Source organism: Sulfurimonas hongkongensis (genome assembly GCF_000445475.1).
GTDB lineage: Bacteria > Campylobacterota > Campylobacteria > Campylobacterales > Sulfurimonadaceae > Sulfurimonas > Sulfurimonas hongkongensis.
Genome location: NZ_AUPZ01000001.1, coordinates 29,999 through 53,287, shown reverse-complemented (window position 1 = coordinate 53,287; position 23,289 = coordinate 29,999). Strand labels below are relative to the sequence as shown.

The 23,289-nt window shown below is 34.2% G+C and carries 29 protein-coding genes; 22 read left to right on the top strand and 7 right to left on the bottom strand.

Going from position 1 to position 23,289, the window contains the following annotated elements:
• Nucleotides 1–67: 67 nt before the first annotated feature.
• A complete protein-coding gene (gene pdxA / locus M947_RS12420; protein WP_021286340.1) occupies nt 68–982 on the bottom strand; it encodes a 4-hydroxythreonine-4-phosphate dehydrogenase in 915 nt (304 codons plus the stop codon).
• A gap of 117 nt (nt 983–1,099) precedes the next feature.
• On the opposite strand from pdxA, the gene M947_RS12415 reads away from it, so the two are divergent.
• The 9 genes from M947_RS12415 (at nt 1,100) to M947_RS12375 (ending at nt 8,948) form a co-directional block, all read left to right on the top strand.
• On the top strand, nt 1,100–1,921 hold the full coding sequence (locus M947_RS12415; RefSeq protein WP_021286339.1) for a bifunctional riboflavin kinase/FAD synthetase: 822 nt from the start codon (nt 1,100–1,102) through the stop codon (nt 1,919–1,921).
• A gap of 22 nt (nt 1,922–1,943) precedes the next feature.
• Nucleotides 1,944–2,993 (top strand): tRNA pseudouridine(13) synthase TruD, encoded by a 1,050-nt coding sequence (locus M947_RS12410; RefSeq protein WP_021286338.1) that lies wholly within the window; start codon nt 1,944–1,946, stop codon nt 2,991–2,993.
• An 81-nt stretch (nt 2,994–3,074) separates the two neighbouring features.
• Nucleotides 3,075–3,749 (top strand): F0F1 ATP synthase subunit A, encoded by a 675-nt coding sequence (locus M947_RS12405; RefSeq protein WP_021286337.1) that lies wholly within the window; start codon nt 3,075–3,077, stop codon nt 3,747–3,749.
• Between the two features lie 21 nt (nt 3,750–3,770).
• Nucleotides 3,771–4,040 carry a hypothetical protein gene (locus tag M947_RS12400; RefSeq protein ID WP_021286336.1) on the top strand — a complete coding sequence of 90 codons (270 nt, stop codon included), beginning with the start codon at nt 3,771–3,773 and terminating at the stop codon, nt 4,038–4,040.
• Nucleotides 4,037–4,339 carry a hypothetical protein gene (locus tag M947_RS12395; protein WP_021286335.1) on the top strand — a complete coding sequence of 101 codons (303 nt, stop codon included), beginning with the start codon at nt 4,037–4,039 and terminating at the stop codon, nt 4,337–4,339. Before M947_RS12400 ends, M947_RS12395 begins: the two co-directional genes overlap by 4 nt.
• Nucleotides 4,340–4,406: 67 nt before the next feature.
• Complete coding sequence (gene gatB, locus M947_RS12390) at nt 4,407–5,831, top strand: Asp-tRNA(Asn)/Glu-tRNA(Gln) amidotransferase subunit GatB (RefSeq protein ID WP_021286334.1); 1,425 nt, start codon at nt 4,407–4,409, stop codon at nt 5,829–5,831.
• Nucleotides 5,832–5,837: 6 nt separating this feature from the next.
• The gene (locus tag M947_RS12385; protein WP_021286333.1) at nt 5,838–7,400 is read left to right on the top strand and encodes an ion transporter; all 1,563 of its coding nucleotides are present in this window, start codon (nt 5,838–5,840) and stop codon (nt 7,398–7,400) included.
• Nucleotides 7,390–8,061, top strand: a complete 672-nt coding sequence (locus tag M947_RS12380; protein WP_021286332.1) for a TrkA C-terminal domain-containing protein — start codon at nt 7,390–7,392, stop codon at nt 8,059–8,061. The genes M947_RS12385 and M947_RS12380 overlap by 11 nt, the downstream gene beginning before the upstream one ends.
• Nucleotides 8,058–8,948: an NAD(P)H-dependent glycerol-3-phosphate dehydrogenase gene (locus M947_RS12375; RefSeq protein WP_021286331.1), complete on the top strand. Its 891-nt coding sequence runs from the start codon at nt 8,058–8,060 to the stop codon at nt 8,946–8,948. Before M947_RS12380 ends, M947_RS12375 begins: the two co-directional genes overlap by 4 nt.
• 12 nt (nt 8,949–8,960) lie before the next feature.
• On the opposite strand, the gene M947_RS12370 is transcribed toward M947_RS12375, so the two are convergent.
• Complete coding sequence (locus tag M947_RS12370; protein ID WP_021286330.1) at nt 8,961–9,323, bottom strand: cytochrome c family protein; 363 nt, start codon at nt 9,321–9,323, stop codon at nt 8,961–8,963.
• Between the two features lie 180 nt (nt 9,324–9,503).
• On the opposite strand from M947_RS12370, the gene M947_RS12365 reads away from it, so the two are divergent.
• The gene (locus tag M947_RS12365; protein ID WP_031347759.1) at nt 9,504–10,865 is read left to right on the top strand and encodes an SLC13 family permease; all 1,362 of its coding nucleotides are present in this window, start codon (nt 9,504–9,506) and stop codon (nt 10,863–10,865) included.
• On the opposite strand, the gene M947_RS12360 is transcribed toward M947_RS12365, so the two are convergent.
• The 5 genes from M947_RS12360 to M947_RS12340 form a co-directional block, all read right to left on the bottom strand.
• Nucleotides 10,858–11,097: a hypothetical protein gene (locus M947_RS12360; RefSeq protein WP_021286328.1), complete on the bottom strand. Its 240-nt coding sequence runs from the start codon at nt 11,095–11,097 to the stop codon at nt 10,858–10,860. The two genes, M947_RS12365 and M947_RS12360, sit on opposite strands and share 8 nt — an antisense overlap.
• Nucleotides 11,098–11,188: 91 nt before the next feature.
• Entirely contained in the window at nt 11,189–12,283 is a 1,095-nt protein-coding gene (locus tag M947_RS12355) for a DegT/DnrJ/EryC1/StrS family aminotransferase (protein WP_021286327.1), read from the bottom strand.
• A gap of 10 nt (nt 12,284–12,293) precedes the next feature.
• The gene (gene lpxB / locus M947_RS12350) at nt 12,294–13,343 is read right to left on the bottom strand and encodes a lipid-A-disaccharide synthase (protein ID WP_021286326.1); all 1,050 of its coding nucleotides are present in this window, start codon (nt 13,341–13,343) and stop codon (nt 12,294–12,296) included.
• Nucleotides 13,340–13,696, bottom strand: coding sequence for a c-type cytochrome (locus M947_RS12345; protein ID WP_021286325.1), 357 nt, complete (start codon nt 13,694–13,696; stop codon nt 13,340–13,342). Before M947_RS12345 ends, lpxB begins: the two co-directional genes overlap by 4 nt.
• A gap of 51 nt (nt 13,697–13,747) precedes the next feature.
• Nucleotides 13,748–14,155, bottom strand: coding sequence for a c-type cytochrome (locus M947_RS12340; protein ID WP_021286324.1), 408 nt, complete (start codon nt 14,153–14,155; stop codon nt 13,748–13,750).
• A 156-nt stretch (nt 14,156–14,311) separates the two neighbouring features.
• Between M947_RS12340 and M947_RS12335 the strand changes: the two genes are divergently transcribed.
• The 12 genes from M947_RS12335 (at nt 14,312) to M947_RS12280 (ending at nt 23,283) form a co-directional block, all read left to right on the top strand.
• Nucleotides 14,312–14,500 (top strand): hypothetical protein, encoded by a 189-nt coding sequence (locus M947_RS12335; RefSeq protein ID WP_021286323.1) that lies wholly within the window; start codon nt 14,312–14,314, stop codon nt 14,498–14,500.
• Between the two features lie 37 nt (nt 14,501–14,537).
• Complete coding sequence (locus tag M947_RS12330; RefSeq protein WP_021286322.1) at nt 14,538–15,794, top strand: M48 family metallopeptidase; 1,257 nt, start codon at nt 14,538–14,540, stop codon at nt 15,792–15,794.
• On the top strand, nt 15,776–16,606 hold the full coding sequence (prmC, locus tag M947_RS12325; RefSeq protein ID WP_021286321.1) for a peptide chain release factor N(5)-glutamine methyltransferase: 831 nt from the start codon (nt 15,776–15,778) through the stop codon (nt 16,604–16,606). Before M947_RS12330 ends, prmC begins: the two co-directional genes overlap by 19 nt.
• Nucleotides 16,607–16,617: 11 nt before the next feature.
• Nucleotides 16,618–17,097, top strand: coding sequence for a DUF4149 domain-containing protein (locus M947_RS12320; protein ID WP_021286320.1), 480 nt, complete (start codon nt 16,618–16,620; stop codon nt 17,095–17,097).
• 63 nt (nt 17,098–17,160) lie between these two features.
• The gene (locus tag M947_RS12315) at nt 17,161–17,862 is read left to right on the top strand and encodes a nitrous oxide reductase accessory protein NosL (RefSeq protein WP_021286319.1); all 702 of its coding nucleotides are present in this window, start codon (nt 17,161–17,163) and stop codon (nt 17,860–17,862) included.
• A gap of 73 nt (nt 17,863–17,935) precedes the next feature.
• On the top strand, nt 17,936–19,015 hold the full coding sequence (locus tag M947_RS12310) for a nitrous oxide reductase accessory protein NosL (protein ID WP_021286318.1): 1,080 nt from the start codon (nt 17,936–17,938) through the stop codon (nt 19,013–19,015).
• The gene (locus M947_RS12305) at nt 19,008–19,331 is read left to right on the top strand and encodes a hypothetical protein (RefSeq protein WP_021286317.1); all 324 of its coding nucleotides are present in this window, start codon (nt 19,008–19,010) and stop codon (nt 19,329–19,331) included. Before M947_RS12310 ends, M947_RS12305 begins: the two co-directional genes overlap by 8 nt.
• Nucleotides 19,321–20,505 carry an ABC transporter permease gene (locus M947_RS12300; protein WP_021286316.1) on the top strand — a complete coding sequence of 395 codons (1,185 nt, stop codon included), beginning with the start codon at nt 19,321–19,323 and terminating at the stop codon, nt 20,503–20,505. Before M947_RS12305 ends, M947_RS12300 begins: the two co-directional genes overlap by 11 nt.
• A gap of 78 nt (nt 20,506–20,583) precedes the next feature.
• Nucleotides 20,584–21,252: an ABC transporter ATP-binding protein gene (locus M947_RS12295; RefSeq protein WP_021286315.1), complete on the top strand. Its 669-nt coding sequence runs from the start codon at nt 20,584–20,586 to the stop codon at nt 21,250–21,252.
• Nucleotides 21,249–22,208 carry a hypothetical protein gene (locus tag M947_RS12290; RefSeq protein ID WP_021286314.1) on the top strand — a complete coding sequence of 320 codons (960 nt, stop codon included), beginning with the start codon at nt 21,249–21,251 and terminating at the stop codon, nt 22,206–22,208. The genes M947_RS12295 and M947_RS12290 overlap by 4 nt, the downstream gene beginning before the upstream one ends.
• Nucleotides 22,208–22,654: a hypothetical protein gene (locus M947_RS12285; RefSeq protein ID WP_021286313.1), complete on the top strand. Its 447-nt coding sequence runs from the start codon at nt 22,208–22,210 to the stop codon at nt 22,652–22,654. Before M947_RS12290 ends, M947_RS12285 begins: the two co-directional genes overlap by 1 nt.
• On the top strand, nt 22,651–23,283 hold the full coding sequence (locus tag M947_RS12280; RefSeq protein WP_021286312.1) for a Crp/Fnr family transcriptional regulator: 633 nt from the start codon (nt 22,651–22,653) through the stop codon (nt 23,281–23,283). Before M947_RS12285 ends, M947_RS12280 begins: the two co-directional genes overlap by 4 nt.
• Nucleotides 23,284–23,289 lie beyond the last annotated feature (6 nt).

Here is a 23,289-nt window from a genome sequence, read left to right as displayed (position 1 = left end):
ATCTTTTGCTAGTAAAATACTAACACTTATTATCTTAAAGTATAGTTATTATCTCTTAAATTAATGCTTACTTTGCAAACTCGATAGCACTTTTTATAGCATTCATGTAGCTAAGTGTTTTTGCTTTAGCCTTGTATGCTATGTCAAAAGCAGTTCCATGGTCTACTGAGGTTCTTATGATTGGAAGATTTAGAGAGATATTTATGCTCTCATCAAAGTGTAAGGCTTTTAGAGGTGCTAAGCCTTGGTCGTGATACATTGCTACAAAGTAGTTATACTGACTTCTTGTGTGAGGAGTAAAAGCTACATCAGGGACAAGAGGTCCAATAAACTGCTTAAAACCTACCCTTTTGTTAGCACTCTTTATCGCCTTTGTGATTTTTAGTTCTTCATCTCCTAAAACTCCATTGTCTCCAGCGTGTGGATTTAGGGCTAAAACTGCTACTTTTTTCTTTGGTATGGAGTTATGTAAGTTTATAAAAAACTCTTTTAATTTTTTATACTTAATGGTAGAGGCAACTTCTTTTAGAGGGATGTGTTCGGTAAATAAAGCTACAAACATCCCCTCACAGCCTAGCATCATGATGGCATCTCGCTTGAAATGGTATCTTAGTAAATCTGTATGTCCTTTAAACTCTAAGCCTGCCATCATCCATGCTTCTTTATGAATAGGCAGAGTAACTACTGCATCTGCTTTTTTGTCAACGCATAGCTTTATAGCACTCATAAAAGAGTCATAAGAGTACCTGCCAGAGTCCGCATCTACTCTCCCTGGTTTTATTTTAAAGTTGCCATCAACACTATGAAGTTTTATATCTTTAGGAACTTCTACATTTAATAGTTTAAGTGTAGCAAAGAGCATTTCTCTACTTATGCAGTAGATGGGATTGCAAAGTTTTGATACTTCTATGTGAGATTTTAAGGCTATCTCAATGCCTACACCGTTTAAGTCTCCAACACTAATGGCAATAGTCTTTTTCATAAAAAGGTCTCTTTTTTATAAAAATTATATCATAAAGTAAAATGGGCTTTCATTGACTAACTCAAAGTATTGTAATAATATGTCAGGAGTAAAAAATAGCAAAACAGGAGAGTAGTTTTGAGAGATAGTACAGCCATAGCAATAGGTGGTTTTGATGGGATGCATATAGGTCATCAGCATCTCTTTAGAGAGTTAGGAGAGAGAGGGACTATCGTAGTTATAGAGACAGGCTATGCAAATCTTACACCAAAAAAAGAGAGAGAAAATTACTCGCACTACCCTATACTATATATTGAGCTTGAAGATATTCGGCACTTAGAAGCAGATGAGTTTATATCTTTTTTAAAAGAGAAGTTTACAAAACTTCAAAAGATAGTTGTTGGCTATGATTTTCACTTTGGAAAAGATAGAAAATACTCCTTTGATGACTTAAGAGAGCTTTTTGATGGAGAGGTAAAGGTGGTTGATGAAGTTTCATATGAAGGTGATTCTATCCACTCTCATAAGATTCGCACAAAGATAAAGATAGGCGATATCAAAGGTGCAAATGATTTTTTAGGACATAACTATACTATAAATGGACCACTTGTTGCCGGTCAAGGCATCGGTAAAAAGGAGTTTGTAGCTACTATAAACATAGATGCAAGAGAGTATTTAACGCCAAAAGAGGGCGTTTATGCAACACTTACCCGCATCGATGATGATGAACATTTTCATCCATCTGTATCTTTTATAGGACATCGCGTTACTACTGATGGTTCATTTGCTGTTGAGTCTCATATCTTAGATGGTGAAGTTCTGTGCAGAGATAGAGCTAGGATAAGCTTTGTCTCACACTTGCGAGATAATAAAAAGTTTAATACAAAAGCAGAACTAAAAAAGGCCATAGAGTGTGACATAGAAGAGGCTTATAAAAGATTAAAACTACTACAACTGTAGAGTTTGTAAAAAAGGAAAATAGTTGAGAAAAAGAGAGTATATAGATAGTGTAGATAAGGAGATAAACTTTAAGTTTTTCCAGACTCCCACTGATTTTATGGTCGATGAGATGGCGTCAAGAACTTTTAGTGGCAAAGGAAATTATCTTATACTTCATGTTCAAAAGGTAGAACTCACAACTTGGGATATGATAGCAATATTTAGTGAGTACTTAGCGATTCCTGCCCAAAAAATAGGCTACGCTGGGCTAAAAGATAAGCACGCAACCACAAGGCAATATATCTCCGTAGATGCTAGTTATGAGAAGATGCTAAAGAGGTTTTATCATAAGCAGATAAAGATACTCAACACTATAAGAGATTCTAAAAGTATCCGTATGGGAGATTTGAGTGCAAATAGATTTAGTATCAACTTATACTTTGTAGATAATATAGATGCAGGTCGCATAGAAAAAGTAGCTAGAAAAATTGCTAAAAATGGACTTCCTAACTACTTTGGTTATCAAAGGTTTGGACGGGATTCAGATAGCATAAAGCAAGCTAAGGAGATGATTCACGGAGACCTTTTTGTAGAAGATACAAAGCTTAAGAGCTTTTTAGTCTCCATCTATCAAAGTACACTTTTTAACGAGTGGTTAAGAGAGAGAGTAAATCTAACGATTGATGCAAAAGAGAGCGTTTTTAAAATAATGGAGGGAGATATATTTGTAGATGAAAAAGGAAAGCTATCAACTCCAAAAACCCTTCCTATAAGAGAGTACAAGGCTAAGAAACTTATCCCAACAGGTCTTTTACCCGGAAGAGATGTTTTTCGTGCACGCAATGGGGCAAGAGAGATAGAAAAAGAGTTTGATGATGAGTTTTTACAAGATAAAGGTTATAGAAGAGATGCAATTATTTTTCCAAAAGATATAGAGTGCAACTATGTTAGAAAAAAGACTCTTTTAAATATCTCTTTTACAATTACTAAGGGTTCATACGCTACAGTTTTTCTAGAGTCTATAGCAGGTAAGAATTACAGTGCAAAAGATGTAAAACCAAAGGCTAAAAGTTCACATTTAGCAAGAAAGTAGCTAGAAAATGGCTCGTATTATAATAATTTAATGCTAGTTAGATTATAATCATGCAATTTTTACGAGACAGGGAGTGCACCTATGGGTGAATTATTCACATTTTTTGGTTTAATATCTCACGATAAGACCTTTATATATATGACACATATGTTGCTTGCGGCAGGTTTAGCAATACTATTAGCAAGAGTTGCAATGTCAAACCTTCAATTAGTTCCTAAAGGAACTCAAAATTTAATGGAAGCTTATATCTCTGGTGTTTTACAGATGGGCAAAGATGTGATGGGAGCTGAGAATGCTCGTCGTTATGTGCCACTTATTGCGACTATTGGTCTTTTTGTACTTATAGCAAACTTGATAGGTATAGTTCCAGGTTTTGAAGCTCCAACAGCCTTTTTAGAATTGCCTTTAACTCTTGCAATTGTTGTTTTTGTTTACTATAACTATGAGGGTATCCGCCGTCAAGGTGTTATAAAGTACTTTAAACACTTTATGGGTCCAGTTTGGTGGTTATACTGGTTGATGTTTCCAATTGAGATAGTTTCTCACTTTTCTCGTCTTATTTCACTTAGCTTTCGTCTTTTTGGAAATGTAAAAGGTGATGATATGTTCTTGATGGTAATACTTATGCTAGCTCCTTGGTTGCTTCCGATGATTCCATTTGCACTTCTTACTTTTATGGCATTCTTACAAGCATTTATTTTTATGATGCTAACTACAGTTTACATCGGTTCTGCTATAGCAGTTGAAGAACACTAGGTCTTTGACACTTTAAATAATATGCAAAAAGATAAATTCGATAGAATCATAAGCTTTTTGCTTGGAGCATCGTGGGCGATAGTCGTCTTTGGTGCTTTGATAACTTTTAAACTCTTTCTTTTTCTAGGCTTCTCACTAGCTCTTTTTATCACAGTTCTTTTTGTTGTTGTCTCTCTTTTTATGATTTTAGCTCTTGACGCATTTGCCATCAACAGACAGAAACTGCAAGAGGCTAAAAAACAGACAGAGCTATTAGAAAAAATACACTCTAAATGTAATGAGTTAAAATGAAAACATTTATATTAATCTTTTTTGTATTACTCTCATCTCTTTATGCCACTTCAGCTACTCAAGAGGAGCTAACTAGTATATATATAGAAGCTATTTTATTTGTATCAGTCTTTGGGATTATGGGAATTATCTCATATATCTACTCAAGTAAACATGCTAAAGCATATAAGCCAAAAAAAGAAGAAGTTGCAAAAGATAGGATTAAAGCAGATAGAATAGAGGAACTAAGAGAGCTACTTGAAAAAGAGTTGATAACTAAAGTAGAGTTTGAACTTTTAAAAGAGCACTATCTTAAATGATTTATGAGAAGTAAAAGCTAAGTTTTGCTAAAATAGATACTTAATTATTATCTATTTAAGGAAATCTATGTTTGAAGTAGTTATAGGGCTTGAAGTCCATGTACAACTAAATACAAAAACAAAACTTTTTTGCTCGTGTCCTACGAGTTTTAATCACAAACAAAACACAAATACTTGTCCAACTTGTTTAGCTCTTCCGGGTGCTCTGCCTGTTCTTAACAAAGAGGTTTTGCATAAGTCTATTATGTTAGGTACTGCAATAGATGCGACCATAAATAAAACATCTTACTTTGATAGAAAGTCATACTTCTATCCAGACTCTCCAAGTGCTTATCAAATCACACAACTATATACGCCAATAGTTGAACATGGTAAGTTAAAGATTGATTTTGAAGATGGAAGTCATAAAATCATCCGTATAAATCGTGCACATATAGAAGCAGATGCTGGAAAAAATATACATGATGGAGATATCTCAAAAGTAGATCTCAATCGTGCAGGAACTCCCCTTTTAGAGATTGTCTCAGAGCCTGATATGAGAAGTACTGAGGAAGTTATTTTATATCTTAAAAAACTTCATGCTATCATCCGTTACTTAGATATTGGTGATGCAAATATGCAAGAGGGTAGTTTTAGAGTTGATGTAAATGTCTCCATCAGACCTAAAGGCGATGAAAAACTCTACACCCGTGTTGAGATTAAAAATATAAATAGTTTTAGATTTATCCAAAGGGCTATCGAGCTTGAAGTGGCAAGGCAGAGTGAAGCTTGGGAAGATGGAGTTTATGATGAAGAGATCTCTCAAGAGACAAGACTCTTTGACCAAGTAAAGCAAGAGACTCGTTCTATGCGTGGCAAAGAAGAAGCTGCGGATTATCGCTACTTTCCTGAACCAGATTTGCTAAAGACGATTGTAACAGATGAAATGTTAGAGATTTACTCTAAAATTCCAGAACTTCCAGATGAAAAAATGGCAAGATTCGTAAAAGATTATGGCATGAGTGATTATAACGCTAGCGTTGTAACTTCAAGCTTGGAGATGGCTCACTTTTTTGAGACGATGATGGAAGAGGGTATTAGTGCAAAAAATGCTCTAACATGGCTTACAGTGGAGCTACAAGGTCGTCTAAAAGGAGATGTAAATATTACTAACTCTCCAGTTGATGCAAAAAAATTAGGGCATCTTGTTAAGAGAATAGAAGATAAGACAATAAGCGGAAAAGCGGCTAAAGAGGTTCTTGATAGGCTGATGGAAGAAAATCTTGAAGTAGATGGTGTTATAGATGCCCTTGGACTAAAACAAGTTAGTGATGCTGGTGCTATAGAGGCTATGTGTGATGAGATAATCTCTGCAAATCAAGATAAAGTAGAACAGTACAGAGGTGGAAAAGACAAACTCTTTGGCTTCTTTGTAGGTCAAGTTATGAAAATATCAAAAGGTAGTGCAAACCCTCAAGCAGTAAATGAAATACTAAAAGCTAAACTTGGGTAGGTATGAATGATTAAGCGTTTGATTATTGATGCAGCGTATTATTTAGATACGACAGAATCATATCAAAAGAACAAACGCTTTTTTTATAACTTACTAGAAAACAGTAACTACAGATATAAAAAATATTTCGACATCTTTATGATGACACTTATACTTATAAGTGTTGTTATCCTCATTAGAGAGGTAAAGTCTCCAGTTAGCGAGTATCTAACCTTCTTTAGTGCCTACATCATCTCTATAATATTTCTTATCGAGTACCTATTTCGTTTTTGGATTAGCAGTAGTGTTAGCAGGGTAATTATTGAGCAACATGAACATGATATTACTATAGGCAATGAGTTTAAGCTCTATAAAGCTCTTAAAAAGATAGCAAGACAAAAACTAAAATATGTCTTCTCAATTAAAGCCATAATAGACCTTTTGGCTATTTTGCCATTTTTCCATCAGCTAAGACTTCTTCGTATTTTTATACTTTTTAGGGTTTTTAAACTCTTTAGATATGCTAAGAGTATTGAGACTTTTACCTCTGTTATAACTTCTAAAAAGTTTGAGTTTATAACTCTTTTTGTTTTTGCAACCATAGTAATATCTGTTTCATCTGTTTTGATATATGTGATGGAGGCTAATAACCCAGACTCTCCTATAGACACGCTCTTTGAAGCGGTTTACTGGTCTATAGTTACTATCTCTACAGTTGGTTTTGGAGATATAACTCCAGTTACAGAAGCTGGCCGTATTGTGGCAATGTTTGTTATAGTTGCAGGTATCGGTGTCTTTTCTTTTACAACCTCTCTTATAGTTACATCATTTACTGAAAAACTAGATGAGATAAAAGATACAAAAGCCATCGATGATATAGCAAAACTTAGAGAATTTTATCTTATTTGTGGGTACTCAAACGTTGCAAAAGAAGTCGCAAAAGCCCTAAGAAAAAACAACAATATCATAATTATAGAAGAAGATGCTAAAAAGGTAGAGATGGCAAAAAAGGATGGTTTTATATCTCTTAATTATGACCCTGGTTCTATAGAGAGTTACAAAAAACTTCGCATAGATATAGATACTCAGATAAAAGCTATTCTCTGTTTGAGTCATAGTGATGTTGAAAATGTTTATACAGCTCTAACTGTTCGCTCATTTAACAAAGATGTCTTTATACTCTCAATACTCATAGAAAAAACAAATAGAAATAAACTAAGTTTTGCTGGTGTAAATGAGATATTTTATGAAAAAGAGCTCGTTGGCATCATAGCCAAAGAGTTTGTTGGTCAACCTGTGGCTTTTGAAGCTATACATGCTCTTAGAACCAACTATAACGGCATTGATATAAATGAGATACTTATTACTCAAAGGATTTTAAAGAGTTATGCAACAGTAGGTGAACTTCAAAACAAAAAGTATCGTATCATACTTTTAGGTTTGCATAAAAATAAAAAAAGAAGGTTTTATTTTAACCCTATAGATAGCACTTTTTTAGAGTTAGGTGACTATATTTTGGTTATTGGAAATGCGCTTTTTATAGAAGAGTTTAAACAAAGTCTCAACAAAAAGGTTAATGATGGCTTTTAGTAATGCTTTGATATTTGGAGTAAATGAGTACACTTTAGAGATAGAAAAAAATATCTCATCCCACTACAAAAATGTTTATATTTTTGAGTTAGCAAAGGATGTGGAGAATGGTTTTGATCTTAGTGATAATTGGGATGATTTAAATAAAAAAGTAGATATAAATGACTCTGTTGCTTTTTGCATCCTAGAAGATATGGCTGAAAATATTTTTTTAACAATCTCTCTAAGAGATACTTTTAAAGATTTGGTTATAGTTGCATTAGCACAAAATAAAGAGAGTTCAGATAAACTAAAACTTGCAGGTGCTTCAAGGGTTTTACCAACTACGCAAACTACTGCAAATGTTATAGTTGAGATGTTGGAAAAGCCTATTGTTACTGAAGTTTTACATAATATATTGTATGAAAAGAGTTCACTCCAAATAGCCCAGATAAAGATTGGACAGAACAGCTCATTCGCTGGAATGCACCCAGCAGATGTTGAATGGAGTTCAACTCATGGTATCATTGTTATATCTATAGTACATGAAGATATGAGCAGGGACTTTATCTACTCATCAAAAGCAAAGCATCACCAGATAAAAAGTGGAGATATCTTTGTAGTAGTTGGATATGAGCGGGATATAAAAGAGTTTGAAAAGTTAATAGGAGCAGATGAATGAATAAAATAGGCGTCATTGGGGCTGGAAAGTGGGGAAGTGCTTTAGCTTTTGCTTTAAGTGAAAAAAATGAAGTTTACATCACTTCAAGAACCCCAAGAGATATTAAAAATTTTGTATCATTAGAAGAAATTTTGGAGTTAAAATATATTGTTATTGCTATTCCCGCTCAAGAGATATCTTTGTGGCTTAAAGAGCATTTTGTAAACAAAGGTCAAAAAATCTTAGTAGCAGCAAAAGGTATAGAAGCCTCAAGCGGTCTTTTTTTAAATAACATATATAAAGACTATGTAAAAGATAAAGATATAGCATATCTTTCAGGTCCATCCTTTGCAACTGAGGTTAAAAAATCCTTACCAACTGCGCTTGTTATCAACTCTAAAAATGAAGAGCTAAGTGATAAATTTGCAAGTTTTTTCCCATCTTTTATAAAAACATATACCTCTACTGATGTAATAGGTGCTGAAATAGCAGGTGCATATAAAAATGTTATAGCCATAGCCGCTGGAGTTTGTGAGGGCTTGGAGCTTGGTAAAAATGCTGCAGCAGCACTTATATCTCGTGGTTTGGTTGAGATGCAAAGATTTGGTTGTGCTTATGGTGCAAAGGAGGAGAGTTTTGTAGGACTTAGCGGGGCAGGTGATCTCTTTTTAACGGCATCTTCCACCATGAGTAGAAACTTTCGTGTTGGACTGGGTTTGGCAAAGGGTAAGACTCAAACTGAGATACTCCAAGAGCTAGGGGAGGTAGCTGAGGGAATTGGAACAGCCTATGCACTCCAAAAAATCGCAAAAGACAGGGATCTATATCTTCCAATAGCGAGAGAGGTTTATGAGATACTAGAGGGAAAAGACCCTCTTAGTAGTCTTAAAAGCTTTCTCTCAAACTAATTTAGAAACCTATTAGTTATCGATGATGTACTTGGCAACTGCTCTTAGTTCATCCTTGCTTATCATATCCTTTTGTGATGGCATAACACCAAAGCGCTCTTTTGTTTTGTGTGAAAAAAGCATCTTATCTTCTGATGGACTCATAGTGTAATCAACTATAAACGCTATAGCATCTGCTCTATCAGGATACGCAGTGTTGACTTTTTTTGCTAAAGCCCACGATGGTGGTGCTGACATGTTGTTTAGTTTTTCTTTTGTGATGGGGCCAATGAGATGACAACTCCCACACTTCTCTACAGCTAAAGTCTCAACCTCTGAGCCTTGAGCGAGTAGAGATGAAGTGACTAAGATAGTAGCTAGCAATATTTTTTTCATAACGAAACCTCTTATAAATCTTATTTATGTACATTATAATTTAATACTATTTTATTAGCTTTGACCTTAATCAATCTAGCTATTTTAAAGTCATATCCGAGAGGTTAATTAAACATAATATTGTTATGATACACAAAATAATTTTCAATAAAGATATTAAGAAAAATGTGGGGAATATATATGGGTATACAAGAGATAGAGCAGTTTAAAAAGATAGGTATGGGAGTTGGAATAGGTTTTTTAGTGTTTGCCATCTCTCTTTCTCTTTTTGACACAACTCAAGCATCCCTTTTAGGGATTATTGCTTTGTTGGTTGTGCTTTGGACAAATGAGGGCTTGCCATTAGCTGTAGTTTCACTTCTTCCTATCATCCTCTTTCCAGCTTTTTCCATCATAGATACAAAAACAACGGCACTTAACTACTCAAACCCCATCATCTACCTCTTCTTAGGTGGGTTCTTAATTGCCATAGCAGTCGAGAAGACAAACTTGCACACTTTTATAGCAAATAAGATGTTAGATATTTTTCCAAATACCCCTAGAGGAATGATTTTTTCTCTTGCCATGACATCAGGACTTTTAAGCTCTATACTCTCAAACACAACTACCTCTTTACTTTTGATGTCTATAGCTCTTTTTATCACAAAAGATGTAAGGCTAAAACTAAGATTTGCTCTTGCTATTGCTTATGGTGCTAGTGTTGGTGGAATCATTACGCCTATTGGAACTCCGCCAAACCTTATACTTCTTGGAATAATGAATGAAAAATCCATGGAGATGATTCCATTTTTTCAATGGATTTGGATGGTAGCACCTTTAGCCTTTTTAATGTTTATAGTTGTTAGCTCTTTTCTTAGTATTGGCCTAGAAAACACTACTATAAAAAGAGAAGCAAAAGAGTCACACCTTAACAAAGCGCAAAAAAAAGTTCTATATATCATCGGTGGACTCATACTTTTGCTGCTTTTAAATGCACCGATGAATCCAGTTTGGGGAGGATTAGGACTTAACGAGGCTGGTTTGCTTCTAACGGCTGGTCTTGTTTTGTTTATGCCACCTTTTAACATCTTAGAGTGGATGGATGATAAAGCTAAAATTCCATATAGGATAATGTTTTTATTTGGCGCTGGTTTTTCCATAGCAAAGGCTTTTGGCGATACAGGACTTGCATCTGAGGTTGCATCTTATCTTATAGTTATGACAGAACTTCCTCCTATTTTATTACTTTTTGCAGTTGCAGCACTTATAACTTTTACAACAGAGATAACTTCTAACACGGCACTTATCTCCATAATGCTTCCAGTCATCTACTCAGTAGCCCAGCAAACTGGTATAAACACTACGCTTTTTATGATGGTTGCAACTCTTTGTGCTAGTTATGCTTTTATGCTTCCAATCGCCACTCCGCCAAATGCCATAGCTATGAGTAGTGGTGCTGTTGATGTAAAGAGTATGATGAAGTATGGATTTGTTTTAAATCTTGTAGGAATATTTTTGATAGTGATGATAGCAGAGTTTTTTTGGAAAGGGATACTTAGCTAGGGTTATCTTCTTTGTCTTGTTTTGATCTGTATCTATTGATTTGTTTGTTTTTTATCATAGTATAGATATCTTTTATAACAAGAGCCAAACAGATAAGCCAAAGTGCATCTAGTAAGAAGTTTTGGTTTAGTCCATTAAAATATAGAAATGGGTAACCCACAAGATATGGCCACTTAAGAAAATAGAAAAACAGTATAGCACTTCCGTACAAATCTTTAAGGGCTTTTTGCATAAGGCAATTATGCTAAACTTTCACTAAAGAGGGTATAAAATGATAGTTCATATAGTAATGTTTAAGTTTAAAGATGAAAAATAAACTTGAATTAACCTGTCTTTATAGCTTTAACAATAAAATCTTGCTCGGATTCTCTTAGGTAGGGACTCATAGGTAGAGAGATTATTTGAGTTGATACCTCTTCACTTACAGGAAAATCTCCCTCTTTATATCCAAGATATAAAAAAGCCTCTTGCAGGTGAATTGGTATTGGATAGTAAATGGCTGTTGGAATCTCTTTTGAGCTAAGTTTTTCTATCATAGCATCTCTATCTTTTACTCTTATAGAGTATTGAGCATAAACGCTTGTAGAATTCTCTGCAATTTTAGGGGTGATAACCTCTGCATCTTCTAGTAGATCACTATACCTACTTCCTATATCATCACGTGCTTTTACTTCTTCTTTAAAGTACTTTAGTTTAACATTTAAAACCGCAGCTTGAAGAGCATCTAGGCGACCATTTATTCCTATATATTTATGTTTATATCTCTCACTTTGACCATGATTTAGTAGCATCTTAATCTTTGTTGCTAACTCATCATCATCTGTAAATATAGCCCCACCATCACCATAAGCACCAAGAGGGCTAGTTGGGAAAAAACTTGTACAACCGATAGTTGAGAGTGAACAAGATTTTTCACCGTTATAGGTAGCTCCAAAGCTTTGACAAGCATCTTCAATAACTGCAAGGTCATGTTTTTTTGCTATCTCGTTTATGGCTTGCATCTCTGCACACTGACCATAGAGTGAAACTGGAATGATAGCTTTGGTTCGCTCAGTTATTGCCACTTCAATCCTTGTTACATCAATGTTGTAACTATCTTTATCAATATCTACAAAAATAGGTTTAGCGCCTAAAAAGGCGATAGCTTCAGCCGTAGCTATAAATGCAAAAGGAGTAGTTATAACTTCATCTCCATAACCAATATTTAGAGCCATCAGGGATAAAAGCAAAGCATTGGTTCCACTACTGCAACCTATAGCATGTTTAACTCCAACATAAGATGCTAAATTTTTTTCCAAATCCTCAAGTTTTTGTCCACCAATAAATATAGTTGAGCCTAAAACTTCTGCTATCTCGCTATCTATCTCTTCTTTGTGCTTTAAATACTGAGTTTGTAAATCCATAAAATTTATCTTCATTTTTGTCCCGTCATTTTGTTTTTTCTAAAATTTGTGCTACTTGTTTTGAACTACCATGCTCTAAATAAGCTCTAAGTAGTTTAGAGTCATCAAAAAACTGACTTCTATCGTAATCTAAAAATGCTTTTATAAGGTTGTCTGTTGTTACATCTTCTTGGATAAACTCAGGGTGCAAGGCTCTGTTTTTGAACTTAGTAAACATGATGTTGCTCAGCCCTAAATGGTTAAGCTTTACAAGCCTGCTAGCTATAAAATAATCAAGCGGTTTTGCAATATAGCTAAGGATCAAAGGTGTTCGAATAAGTGAAGCCTCAAGTGTAGCAGTTCCACTACAAATAAATGCAAAATCTACTTCTTTGAGAGTTTTGTGCGAATCGTGAACTATTTTAAAACCAGATAAATTACCATAAAGCTCTTCTATCTCTTCTTTAGTAAAATATTCTGGGATTATGATGTAAGAAGTAAGCCCCAACCTCTCGTTTACTTCTTTAAAAACTGGCATAAGTTTTTTTATCTCACCCTTGCGGCTCCCAGGCATAAAGGCTATAGTTTTTACCTCTCTACTTAGGTTTTGTTTAAAATCTTTAATGATATCAAGCAGAGGATGTCCTACATAAGTTATGGGAGCATCTTTGGAATAATACTCTTTTTCAAAAGGCAAGATGGATGCTAAATGGTCTATAGTTTTCTCTAAAACTGCTATACGTCTTCTCTTCCATGCCCAAGCTTGTGGTAAGATGTAGTAGATGATCTCTTTTTTTGGATATCTCTTTTTGATCTTTTTTGCAAGTGGGAGATTAAAGCCTGATGAGTCGATAAGCAAGACTTTATCAACGTCAGCTGCAAGCTCTACCATTTGAGCATTTAGTTTAAAAAAGTAGCGAAGCTTTTTTATAACATCAACAAAACCCATGATAGCAAGGCTTCTTAAATCAACTATGGGATTGCCAAGTTCACTATCAAAAATCCCAACAAACTCAACATCACTACTTAACTCTTTTTTTAGAGATTTAAGGTGGATATTTGCTGAGTGTTCTAAGGCACTAACTAAGACTTTCATGAACCTCCATCTCCCTCAACCGCAAAGGAGGTATCGTATCTCTCTTTATTTATATCTTCAACAAACTCATGCATATATGTAGTTAAATCATCTATATCTTTATCACTTAGATTTTGTGCAAAAGGTATCATCATCTCTTGTTGTTGGTTGTCTGAGACTTTAGATCGAAATCTTTTTAGTTTGTAAGCTAAAAAACCTTTGGCACGGTTTGCAAGGGCTGGATACATGTGCATTCCTTCTAATTTTGAACCGTGACAATTCCCGCAATTTTTTTCTATATAGAGTTTTTTTCCTCTATCATAAGAAGCAAAAGAGAGAGAAAAAAGCACAAAACAAAGCAGTAAAAGACGCAAAAAAAATCCTCTAAATTTTAAATGCTGCAATTATAGCAAAATACTCTTTTTCTAATCAAAGTCTACATCTTCATATCTATCATAAATCCAATAAGCTACGGCTTCTTTTTCTTCTTGGCTTAAACCTTTTATGCTTTTCATAATCCCAAATGTATCAATAGCTTGTGGGTGACACAAAGAGTAATCAATGCTTGGATTTTCTATGTAGTTTTTAACAAACAACATAAAAAGATGACGATGAGCATCTTCATCTTCATTTTTTACGATGATTTGTGATTTTAATCTCATAGCAACTTGAATCATCGGAGGTGCTTTTAAAGTGTTGAATTTTTTCCTCATTTCACTTTTTTTCATTATCTCAATATGGCAAGAAGCACAGTCCTTTTTATAGACTTCATATCCGTCCGCACCCAAAAGTAGAGAACCTAAGATGGTTATAATACTTATTATCTTTAACATGACAAACTCCTTGTAAAATTTGTAATGATTATATCATACTTATTTTTTTGAACATAATTTATAGAAAACTCTTAAATTTTTTTCTTAGTTTTTATGAGAGTTGTTTTTATAGTCATAACAAGCTATTATTATCAAGATAAAATTAAAGGATATGTTGTGAGTGAACCAAGATTAGAAGATATTGATGATTATAATGGTTTAAAAGGTCAAAAGAAAAGAGTTGTATGGGCTATTGTTATTGTTGGACTTGTTATGAGTGTTATTTATGGGATAGTGGTAAATCTAGGTGAAAGAGAAGAACCTTTATCAGATGACAAAACATATAAAACTGTACCGATGAGATGATAATTTTGATACAATTTCAAAAAAATAGGGTCAAGAAATGTTAATGACAGTTATCACGATATATACACTTTTTGTTTTAGCCTCCATCTACACAAGTGTTATGCAGATAGGATTTATTAACACTGCAAAGAGAAAAAAAGCCATCTTGCTTAGTGACACTGACTTCATAAAAGCAGCAAACTACTCTGTAGCAAAAGAAAAACTAAGTATTGTTAACTCATTTGTGGATTATATAATGTTTATAGCTTGGATGGCTTTTGGTATAGCTTATCTCTCAGATACAGTAGTTTTAAAAGATGAAGCGATGCTAAATATTGTGATTGTGATGAGTTTTGTCATCATAAACTCTTTAATCTCCTTGCCATTTACATACTATGAGAAGTTTGTACTAGATGCAAAGTTTGGATTTAACAAATCTAGCATAAAGCAGTGGATTAAAGATACGTTTATTTCATATGCTTTAACGCTACTGCTTGGCTCACTTGTAGTTTGGGGCATATACACAATCATCACAACTTTTACTCTTTGGTGGTTGTGGAGTTTTGTCTTTATCTTTGGTGTGGTTGTACTTATAAATATGCTCTATCCAGCTTTTCGTGCTATATTTTTTGATAAACTAACCCCGCTAAAAGATGAAGCTTTAGATGAGCAGATAAAAGAGCTGATGGACAAAACTGGCTTTGTAAGTTCTGGAGTCTTTATAAGTGATGCATCAAAAAGAGATGCAAGGTTAAATGCTTATTTTGGTGGATTTGGCAAGGCTAAAAGAGTCGTACTTTTTGACACACTTATAGAAAAACTAACTACAAAAGAGCTTTTAGCAGTTTTAGGACACGAACTAGGACACTTTGCTCATGGCGATATCTATAAAAACATAGCACTTGTTGGAGTGATGCTTCTGTTTATGTTTGGCATCTTTGGAAATCTTCCAGACTCCCTTTACTTAGAGATGGGCATCTCTAATGAGCCTTATGTTTTGATGATACTTTTGCTTCTTTTTATGCCAGTTTTGGGCTTTATTATGATGCCTATCATGGGGATTTTGAGTCGCCATAATGAGTACGAGGCAGACAGAGTAGGCAGTGAGTTAGGCGGAGCAGGTGGAGAGATTGAACTTGCTAATGCACTTACAAAACTTGTAAATGAGAACAAAAGTTTTCCACTCTCTCATCCTTTATATATATTTTTTCACTATACTCATCCGCCAGTTCTAGAGAGATTAAAAGAGTTAGGCGTTGATGTGGGTGAGTTGGACAAAGGTTTATTAGAGGGCAAATGCGAAGCGGACATTTAGTTAGGGGGGTTCTAGCAGATATTGTAAAAATTTTAAATCCACACATACCAAGAGCATCAAGAGAGGCACAGCTTCTTTTGATGCATCATCTAAAAAAAGATGAACTTTGGCTCATCTCAAATCAACAAACAGAGGTTTCAAACATAGATGCACTGTATGAGCTGGTTTATAGAAGAGTGCAAAATGAACCGCTTGAGTACATTACAAATAGTGTAAGTTTTTACTCAGAGGAGTTTTTTATAGACAAAGGTGCTTTGATTCCTCGTCCTGAGACAGAGCTTCTTATAGATGAAGTTATAAAAAATTGCCCAAATCTTGATGCGCCTGTAAGATTTGTAGAGGTTGGAGTTGGAAGTGGCATCATCTCTATAATTTTAGCAAAGCATTTCAAAAACGCTAAGTTTATAGCTGTGGATATTTCACAAGATGCTATAAACATCGCAAGAAAAAACTTAAAAAGCTTTAAGCTAGAAGATAGAGTAGAGTTAAGGCTCGGCTCTTTGCTTGATGGGGTAGATGAAGAGATAGATTATCTTGTCTCAAACCCTCCTTATATTGCACAAGATGAAAAGCTAGAGATAAATCTCTCATACGAACCACAAAATGCTCTCTTTGGTGGAGAAATTGGTGATGAAATCATCAAAAATCTTCTTGATGAAGCCTTAAGAAGGCAGATTAACTTCTTTACATGTGAGATAGGTTATGACCAAAAAGATAAAATACAAATATATTTGAAAGACACTAGCTTTAAGAGCTTGGAGTTTTACAATGACTATAGTAAATTTGATCGTGGATTTACTCTAAAGATATAAGGGTTTTAACTTTGAGAAAAAGAATATATGTAGATTTTAGTTACCTCGTGATTTTAGCTGCTACTTTTGGAGCTGTTATTGTTTTAGGTGCAGTGGCAGCACCAGTTGTTTTTAATCCAAATAAGATTCTTGTTGGCATTTCGATTGATCATTTTAACTCTGGGATCATTATGGGAGAGATATTTCGTAGATTTAGTTACTGGATTTATTTTATTGCTACTGTAGTTATCATCTATGAATCTGTGATGTATAAACTAGGACAAAGGGATGCTATAGTTTTTGCAAGTTCTGTAACAGTAGTTTTTTCATCTTTGATGTTTAGTGCAGTTTACTTACCTAAAATCCTATCAATGCAAGCTATCGGCATTGAAGCGACCCAGAGTGATACTTTTAGAAATGTTCATATAGCTAGTGAGCTTGACTTTAAAATCCTAGCTGTAGGGCTTTTAGTTCTTTTTATAAGAAGATTGCTTCTTTTAAGATTTACTTAAACTTAACACTTATTTAACTATTATTTTGTATGATTATGTAAATCATAAGAAAAAGGATAGAAAATGAGTAAGATTATCGCGAGTATTTTAGTGCTTGGCACTATATTGTTTGGAGCTATGGGTGAGGGTAAACCTCAAAAAAACAAAGAGATGCAGATGTTTCAAGCTGTACCTATGAATAAGGCAACAATCCTTCAAGATGGCGATGCTAAGATGTACTGTCCAACATGTGGAATGACACTTCCTATGTTTTACAAAACAAACCACGCAGCGACTCATAACGATCATACAGAGCAGTACTGCTCACTTCACTGTTTAGCTGAGACAAATCTCAAAAACAACAACTCTCTAAAAGATATCAAAGTAGTAGATGCTAAGAGTCTAAAGTTCATAGATGCACAAAGTGCTCACTATGTAGTAGGAAGCTCTAAAAAAGGTACTATGAGTATGACAAGTAAGTACGCATTTGCTAATGCTGAGGATGCAAAGGACTTTAAGAACGAGTTTGGCGGAGAACTTATGAATTTTAAAGAAACTTATAAGTTAGCGACAAAGGCATTAGAGGGTGAAATGAAAATGATAGCTAAAAAACAAGCTAAAATGGCCAAAAAAGGTGAGATGATATATAGCAAAATGTGTAAAAAAACAGATAAAAAATTTAGCACAACTGCTGAGGCTAAAGCCTACGTGATGTCAAGTAATCTTTGCGGAGATATTAAGGGTAAAAAACTCCAAGCAGTTGGAATTTACTTAGGTAAAAGATAGATATAGATTTACTATGCTTTTAAGTTATAATAATTATATTTAGATAGAATTATTTTTTGATTTAAGGATCACAATGAAAGCAATAATTATTTTACTAACACTCTTTTTGGGCCTTAGCGCGCATAACTTTTCTAAAGTCTCATCAAGTGAACCTCACTTAGTGCAAAAAGGAACAGAAAAGGAGTGGTGTCCTGTTTGTGGGATGAATATAAAGATGTTTTATAAAACTTCTCATACCGCAGAGCTTAAGAACAAAACCCCAAGACAATACTGCTCTATACGATGTTTAGTTCAAGATAAAAAAGAGTATGGGATTGATAATTCTAGCATCAAGGTTGTAGATGCTAAGAGTGAAAAACTTATAGATGCTAGTGATGCTTTTTATGTTCTTGGCTCAGATGTTAAAGGTACTATGAGTAGAGTCTCTAAGCTAGCTTTTAAAACAAAGGCTGATGCAGAGGAACATGTAAAAAAGTATAAAGGTAAGATAGTTACCTTTGATGAGGCAATAAAAGCTGCACAAAAATCTCTAAAGAGTGATAATGCTCTTACTCAAAGTAAAAAAGAGAAAAAAGTATATGCAATGGGTGAGAAGATTTATAAGAAAATGTGTAGTAAAGATATAGATGAGACTGACTACATAGAGATAAATGAGTTAAAAGCTGATATAAAAAACTCTAAACTTTGTAAGCCTATGGATGAGAAAAAGCTTCAAGCTTTAGCACTTTATCTATGGGAAATTAAGCGCTTTGGTGATTTAAAAAGCATAGAAGGTAAGATAGAAGTAACCGAGGATGAGAAGTGTCCTATCTGCGGTATGTTTGTCTATAAATATCCAAAGTGGGCAGCTCAGATTTTTTATGCAGATAAACACTACTCTTTTGATGGAGTAAAAGATCTTATGAAGTACTACTTTTTAAACAAAGATGGCATTTCTAAGATTTTAGTCACAGACTACTACTCGCAAAAGGCCATAGAGGCAAGAGAGTCTTTTTTTGTTGTTGGAAGTGATGTTTATGGTCCTATGGGAGATGAACTCATACCATTTGCAAAACTTGAAGATGCAAAGACTTTTAGTCTTGACCATAAAGGTAAAAAGATTTTGAAGTTTGATGAGATAGATGAGTTGGTCATTAGAAAGTTAGATGAGTAAAAATCTATACACTCCAAAGACGCCAAAACTTTTGTTCTCTTTGTTTGCTCTTATACTCTTTTTTACTTTAGAGACTCTTTATATCTTCTCTTCTAAGAGTCTTGATGATAAGACACTAGAAAAAAGAGAAGAGTTTGTAAGTATAGTAGCCCTGCCAGACTTAGCAATATCTACAGAGGCTACATTTATAAGGCATAGAAGTATGAGCGATATCTTTAGCATCTATAAAGATGATGGCAGCTTAAGGGAGTATTTTGTCTCAACTTACACCTATTCTCACTCACATATACAAAAGGCAGATAAAAGTGCGAAATAAGATAAACTTCTACCTCATAGAGTACGCAATAAATGCGATACTTAGGCAAAAATACAAAAATATTTTTATAGCAACAACCCTTACATTTTTAATCTTTTTACTTACAAGTATATTCTTTATAACAAATTCTATAAAGTACGAACTAAATGCTACTGTTGATGCTCTTCCTGAAATAGTAGTTCAAAAGATAAAAGCTGGAAGACACTACGATATAGATGTCCATGCGACGGAGGAGATACTAGCCATCACAGGAGTTGTCGATGCTGTCGCTCGTGTTTGGGGTTACTACTACTTTGAAAATGCCGGGGTGAACTTCTCCATAGTTGGGGTAGATGAGTTTGAAGCACAGTATAAAGAGTCACTAAAGAGAGTTGTTGGTACTACTGGGCTAATGGATGCACAGGGAAGTGCTATGGTAGTTGGTAGCGGAGTGAAAGAGACTATGCAAAACAACTACTATAAGGACTACTTTAACTTTATAAAGCCTGATGGAACTCTAAAGAGAGTGGATATAGTGGGCGCTTTTGATGGAGATACTCAGCTTGAATCAAACGATATGATAGTGATGTCAAAAGCTGATGTTAGAGAGATTTTTGATATGAGAGAATCAAAAGCTACGGACATAGTAGTAAAGGTTTCAAACCCTGATGAAGTAGTGACTATCGCCTCAAAGATAAAGCTTATCTTTCCAGATAGTAGGATTATCACTAAAAATGATCTTAAAATCTCTTATCAAAATATTTTTGACTATAAGAGTGGCATATTTTTAGCCCTTTTTGTTGTCTCTCTTTTTACATTTTTTATCATCATCTATGATAAGGCAAGTGGACTTAGTAGTGAAGAAAAAAGAGAGATAGGGATACTAAAAGCAATAGGGTGGAGAGTTGATGATGTTTTAAAAGAGAAGTTTTATGAGGGATTTATTATCTCTTTTTTCTCTTATATGATGGGCGTAATTGCAGCAGTAGGTTTTGTATATATCTTTCAAGCTCCGCTTTTGCAAAACATATTTACAGGCTATTCACAGCTAAAGACATCATTTGAACTCCCTTTTATCTTTGATGTTCAAACTCTCTTTTTGGTATTTTTCCTAAGTGTTCCTATCTATATAGCAGCGACAATCATTCCATCATGGAAGATTGCTACACTAGATGCAGACGAGGTTATACGATGAGCCCCGCAAAAAAGGCGAGGCTAAAGCCTCACTTCCGAGTTATTTTACACTCTCTGATATTATGTTTGAGGTATTAAAATGATAGAACTAAAAAATGTTACAAAAAGCTATGAGATAAACAAAAGCAACATAGTTACAGCATTAAATAGTGTGAGTATGAAGATAGACGAGGGCGAACTTGTAGTGATTAAAGGTGCTAGTGGAAGTGGAAAGAGTAGTATTTTATCACTCATCGCAGCACTTAGTAAACCTACAACTGGAGAAGTCATAGTAGATGCTAAGCAGATATCAAAGCTTCCAGATAACTTTGCATCTGAATATAGACGAGATAACATAGGTTTTGTATTTCAAAAGTACAACCTTATAACTACACTTAGCGTAAAAGAAAACATCCTGCTTCCTTTAGTCCCACTAAATCCAGATGCAGATGAAGCAGATGCAAAACTCCATAAGGTTATGGAGATGTTTAAGATATCTCATAAAAAAGATGCCATCATCAAAAATCTATCAGGTGGAGAGCAGCAACGTGTAGCAATTGCAAGAGCAAATGTAAACGAGCCTAAAATCATCATAGCAGATGAGCCAACTGCAAACTTAGATGAAAAGTTATCTCTACATTTTATAGAGATGCTTCGCAAGCTTAAAAAACTAAACAAAACTATAGTTATAGCTACGCATGACCCACTCTTTTTTGATCTTGACATTGTAGATAGAGAGATTGAGATGCATAATGGAGTTGTCATTTGATACTAACTCCTGAAGTTTTAGCTATCTTTATACTAAACATAGTCTTTGCTCTCTTTGGCACTATAGCTTTTTATCTGAGTGTGAAAATCTACTTAAATTGGGATCTAAGCTCCACTAGCAAAGCTCAATACCGCCTTGAGAAACAGAGCTACTTAGCAGCTACTATCATCAAGTTTATATTTATCATAAAAGTTCCTCTATTTCTGTTTTTTGTCTTTACGCTTGATAAGATCTCAAACGTTTTAACTGGTGCGATGTGTGGAGCTGGAGTTGTAGATGCAACAGATACTGGTACAGCTTTGTTTGTTTTAAAAATCATAAATCTATATATATTTGCTTACTGGATAGCTCTTCATAATGAAGATGTAAAACATGAAAAGCAACCCTTTTTAAAACAAAAATTTGCTTTTTTTATAGTTGCTTTTTTTCTCTTTATGGCGGAACTTATCATCGAGGGAGTTATGTTTGGCTCCATTGAGATAGATAAGATGGTGAGTTGTTGTGGTACTCTCTACTCAAGTAGTTCAACTTCGGCAATATCGAGTATATTTGCACTTGATACTTCACTTCTTTTATATATGTTTTATGGGATATTTTTACTTATAGTTCTGTTTTACTATTTAAAAAGCAGGTATCTTTTTGCCATAAGTAATGCTCTTTTTGTACCTATCTCACTAATCACGCTTATAGTCTTTTTTGGAACTTACATATATGAACTTCCATCACATCACTGTCCATTTTGTTTTTTACAAAGTGACTACTACTTTGTAGGTTATCTTATATACACACTTCTATTTTTAGGAACATTTTATGGACTTGTTGTTGGTTTTGTTGAGTCTAAAAAGGAGGACAAACTAAAAAACTATAAAATGTCTCTGATTTTTAACTCTCTTTATGTTATATTGCTTACATCATTTGTGATGATATATTTTATAAAAAATGGAGTTTGGCTTTGATGATAAAATATCTAAAGGTTTTACTGCTGCTCGCCATAGGTCTCTCTTTTTTAGCCTGTGAAAAAGAAGCACAAAAAGGTGTCTCTGCTGTTCATTGGGATAGAGATATGTGTAGTAGATGTGTCATGGTGGTTAGTGATAGAAAGAACACTGTACAAGTTAGAAATCCTGACACACAAAAAACATATATGTTTGATGATATAGGGTGTATGGCTCTTTGGTTTGATGAAGAGGGAATAGACTGGGAAGATAAAGCAATAGTTTGGATAACTGATGTCGATAGTGGTGAGTTTATAGATGCAAGAGTAGCATTTTATGATACAAATAATGTCACTCCTATGGCTTATGGATTCTCAGCTCACAAAACCAAAGAAGCGATAAAAAAAGGCGAAGAGATAATCTCTTATGATGAAGTGATAAAAAGAGTAAAGAAGATAGGGCAATGAAGCAAACACTACAAAATATAGATATGTTTAAAGATTTAGATGAGGATACAATCTCTAAGATTGAAAAACTAACAACATTTCATACTATAGCTAAAGATAATATCGTTTTTTATGAGGGAGATGATTCTAAATACCTCTATCTTTTAGCTAAGGGCATTATAAAACTCTATAAAACTTCGTCAAGCCATAAAGAGATTGTTCTAAAGTACTTTCATGAAAATGAACTCATTGGTGAAGTCGCTAATTTTGAGAAGATGCCGTATCCTGCAACTGCTAAAGCTTATAGCGATGTTGAAGTTTTAAAGATAGATTTTAAAGGTTTAAAAGATATCATCTACTCAAATCCTGAACTCTCTTATATCATCCAAACATCTTTGATAAAAAAGATCAAAAATCTCGAAATCATCATCTCTACAAACTTGGTTCTTGACTCTAAAGAGAGAGTTGCGAAGTATATGTATAACCACTCTGAGGACTTTTTTCAAACCAAAAATATCCTAATAGCAGAGATACTGAGTGTATCGCCTGAGACACTCTCTAGGATTTTAAAGTCATTTAAAGACAATGGCATCATAGATATGAAACTAAAAAAGATAGATAGAGAAGCACTTTTAGAATATTTTGAATAAGGATAG

Bases quoted from the DNA above. Each gene is read 5' to 3' on its own strand.
- M947_RS12295 (WP_021286315.1), top strand. From the start codon at position 20,584: ATGATAGAACTAAAAAATGTTACAAAAAGCTATGAGATAAACAAAAGC.
- M947_RS12280 (WP_021286312.1), top strand. From the start codon at position 22,651: ATGAAGCAAACACTACAAAATATAGATATGTTTAAAGATTTAGATGAG.
- M947_RS12315 (WP_021286319.1), top strand. From the start codon at position 17,161: ATGAGTAAGATTATCGCGAGTATTTTAGTGCTTGGCACTATATTGTTT.
- M947_RS12365 (WP_031347759.1), top strand. From the start codon at position 9,504: ATGGGTATACAAGAGATAGAGCAGTTTAAAAAGATAGGTATGGGAGTT.
- gatB (WP_021286334.1), top strand. From the start codon at position 4,407: ATGTTTGAAGTAGTTATAGGGCTTGAAGTCCATGTACAACTAAATACA.
- M947_RS12340 (WP_021286324.1), bottom strand. From the start codon at position 14,155: ATGTTAAAGATAATAAGTATTATAACCATCTTAGGTTCTCTACTTTTG.
- prmC (WP_021286321.1), top strand. From the start codon at position 15,776: ATGCGAAGCGGACATTTAGTTAGGGGGGTTCTAGCAGATATTGTAAAA.
- M947_RS12360 (WP_021286328.1), bottom strand. From the start codon at position 11,097: ATGCAAAAAGCCCTTAAAGATTTGTACGGAAGTGCTATACTGTTTTTC.
- M947_RS12385 (WP_021286333.1), top strand. From the start codon at position 5,838: ATGATTAAGCGTTTGATTATTGATGCAGCGTATTATTTAGATACGACA.
- M947_RS12405 (WP_021286337.1), top strand. From the start codon at position 3,075: ATGGGTGAATTATTCACATTTTTTGGTTTAATATCTCACGATAAGACC.
- M947_RS12380 (WP_021286332.1), top strand. From the start codon at position 7,390: ATGGCTTTTAGTAATGCTTTGATATTTGGAGTAAATGAGTACACTTTA.
- M947_RS12330 (WP_021286322.1), top strand. From the start codon at position 14,538: ATGTTAATGACAGTTATCACGATATATACACTTTTTGTTTTAGCCTCC.
- M947_RS12305 (WP_021286317.1), top strand. From the start codon at position 19,008: ATGAGTAAAAATCTATACACTCCAAAGACGCCAAAACTTTTGTTCTCT.
- M947_RS12375 (WP_021286331.1), top strand. From the start codon at position 8,058: ATGAATAAAATAGGCGTCATTGGGGCTGGAAAGTGGGGAAGTGCTTTA.
- M947_RS12400 (WP_021286336.1), top strand. From the start codon at position 3,771: ATGCAAAAAGATAAATTCGATAGAATCATAAGCTTTTTGCTTGGAGCA.
- M947_RS12355 (WP_021286327.1), bottom strand. From the start codon at position 12,283: ATGAAGATAAATTTTATGGATTTACAAACTCAGTATTTAAAGCACAAA.
- M947_RS12395 (WP_021286335.1), top strand. From the start codon at position 4,037: ATGAAAACATTTATATTAATCTTTTTTGTATTACTCTCATCTCTTTAT.
- pdxA (WP_021286340.1), bottom strand. From the start codon at position 982: ATGAAAAAGACTATTGCCATTAGTGTTGGAGACTTAAACGGTGTAGGC.
- M947_RS12285 (WP_021286313.1), top strand. From the start codon at position 22,208: ATGATAAAATATCTAAAGGTTTTACTGCTGCTCGCCATAGGTCTCTCT.
- lpxB (WP_021286326.1), bottom strand. From the start codon at position 13,343: ATGAAAGTCTTAGTTAGTGCCTTAGAACACTCAGCAAATATCCACCTT.
- M947_RS12310 (WP_021286318.1), top strand. From the start codon at position 17,936: ATGAAAGCAATAATTATTTTACTAACACTCTTTTTGGGCCTTAGCGCG.
- M947_RS12370 (WP_021286330.1), bottom strand. From the start codon at position 9,323: ATGAAAAAAATATTGCTAGCTACTATCTTAGTCACTTCATCTCTACTC.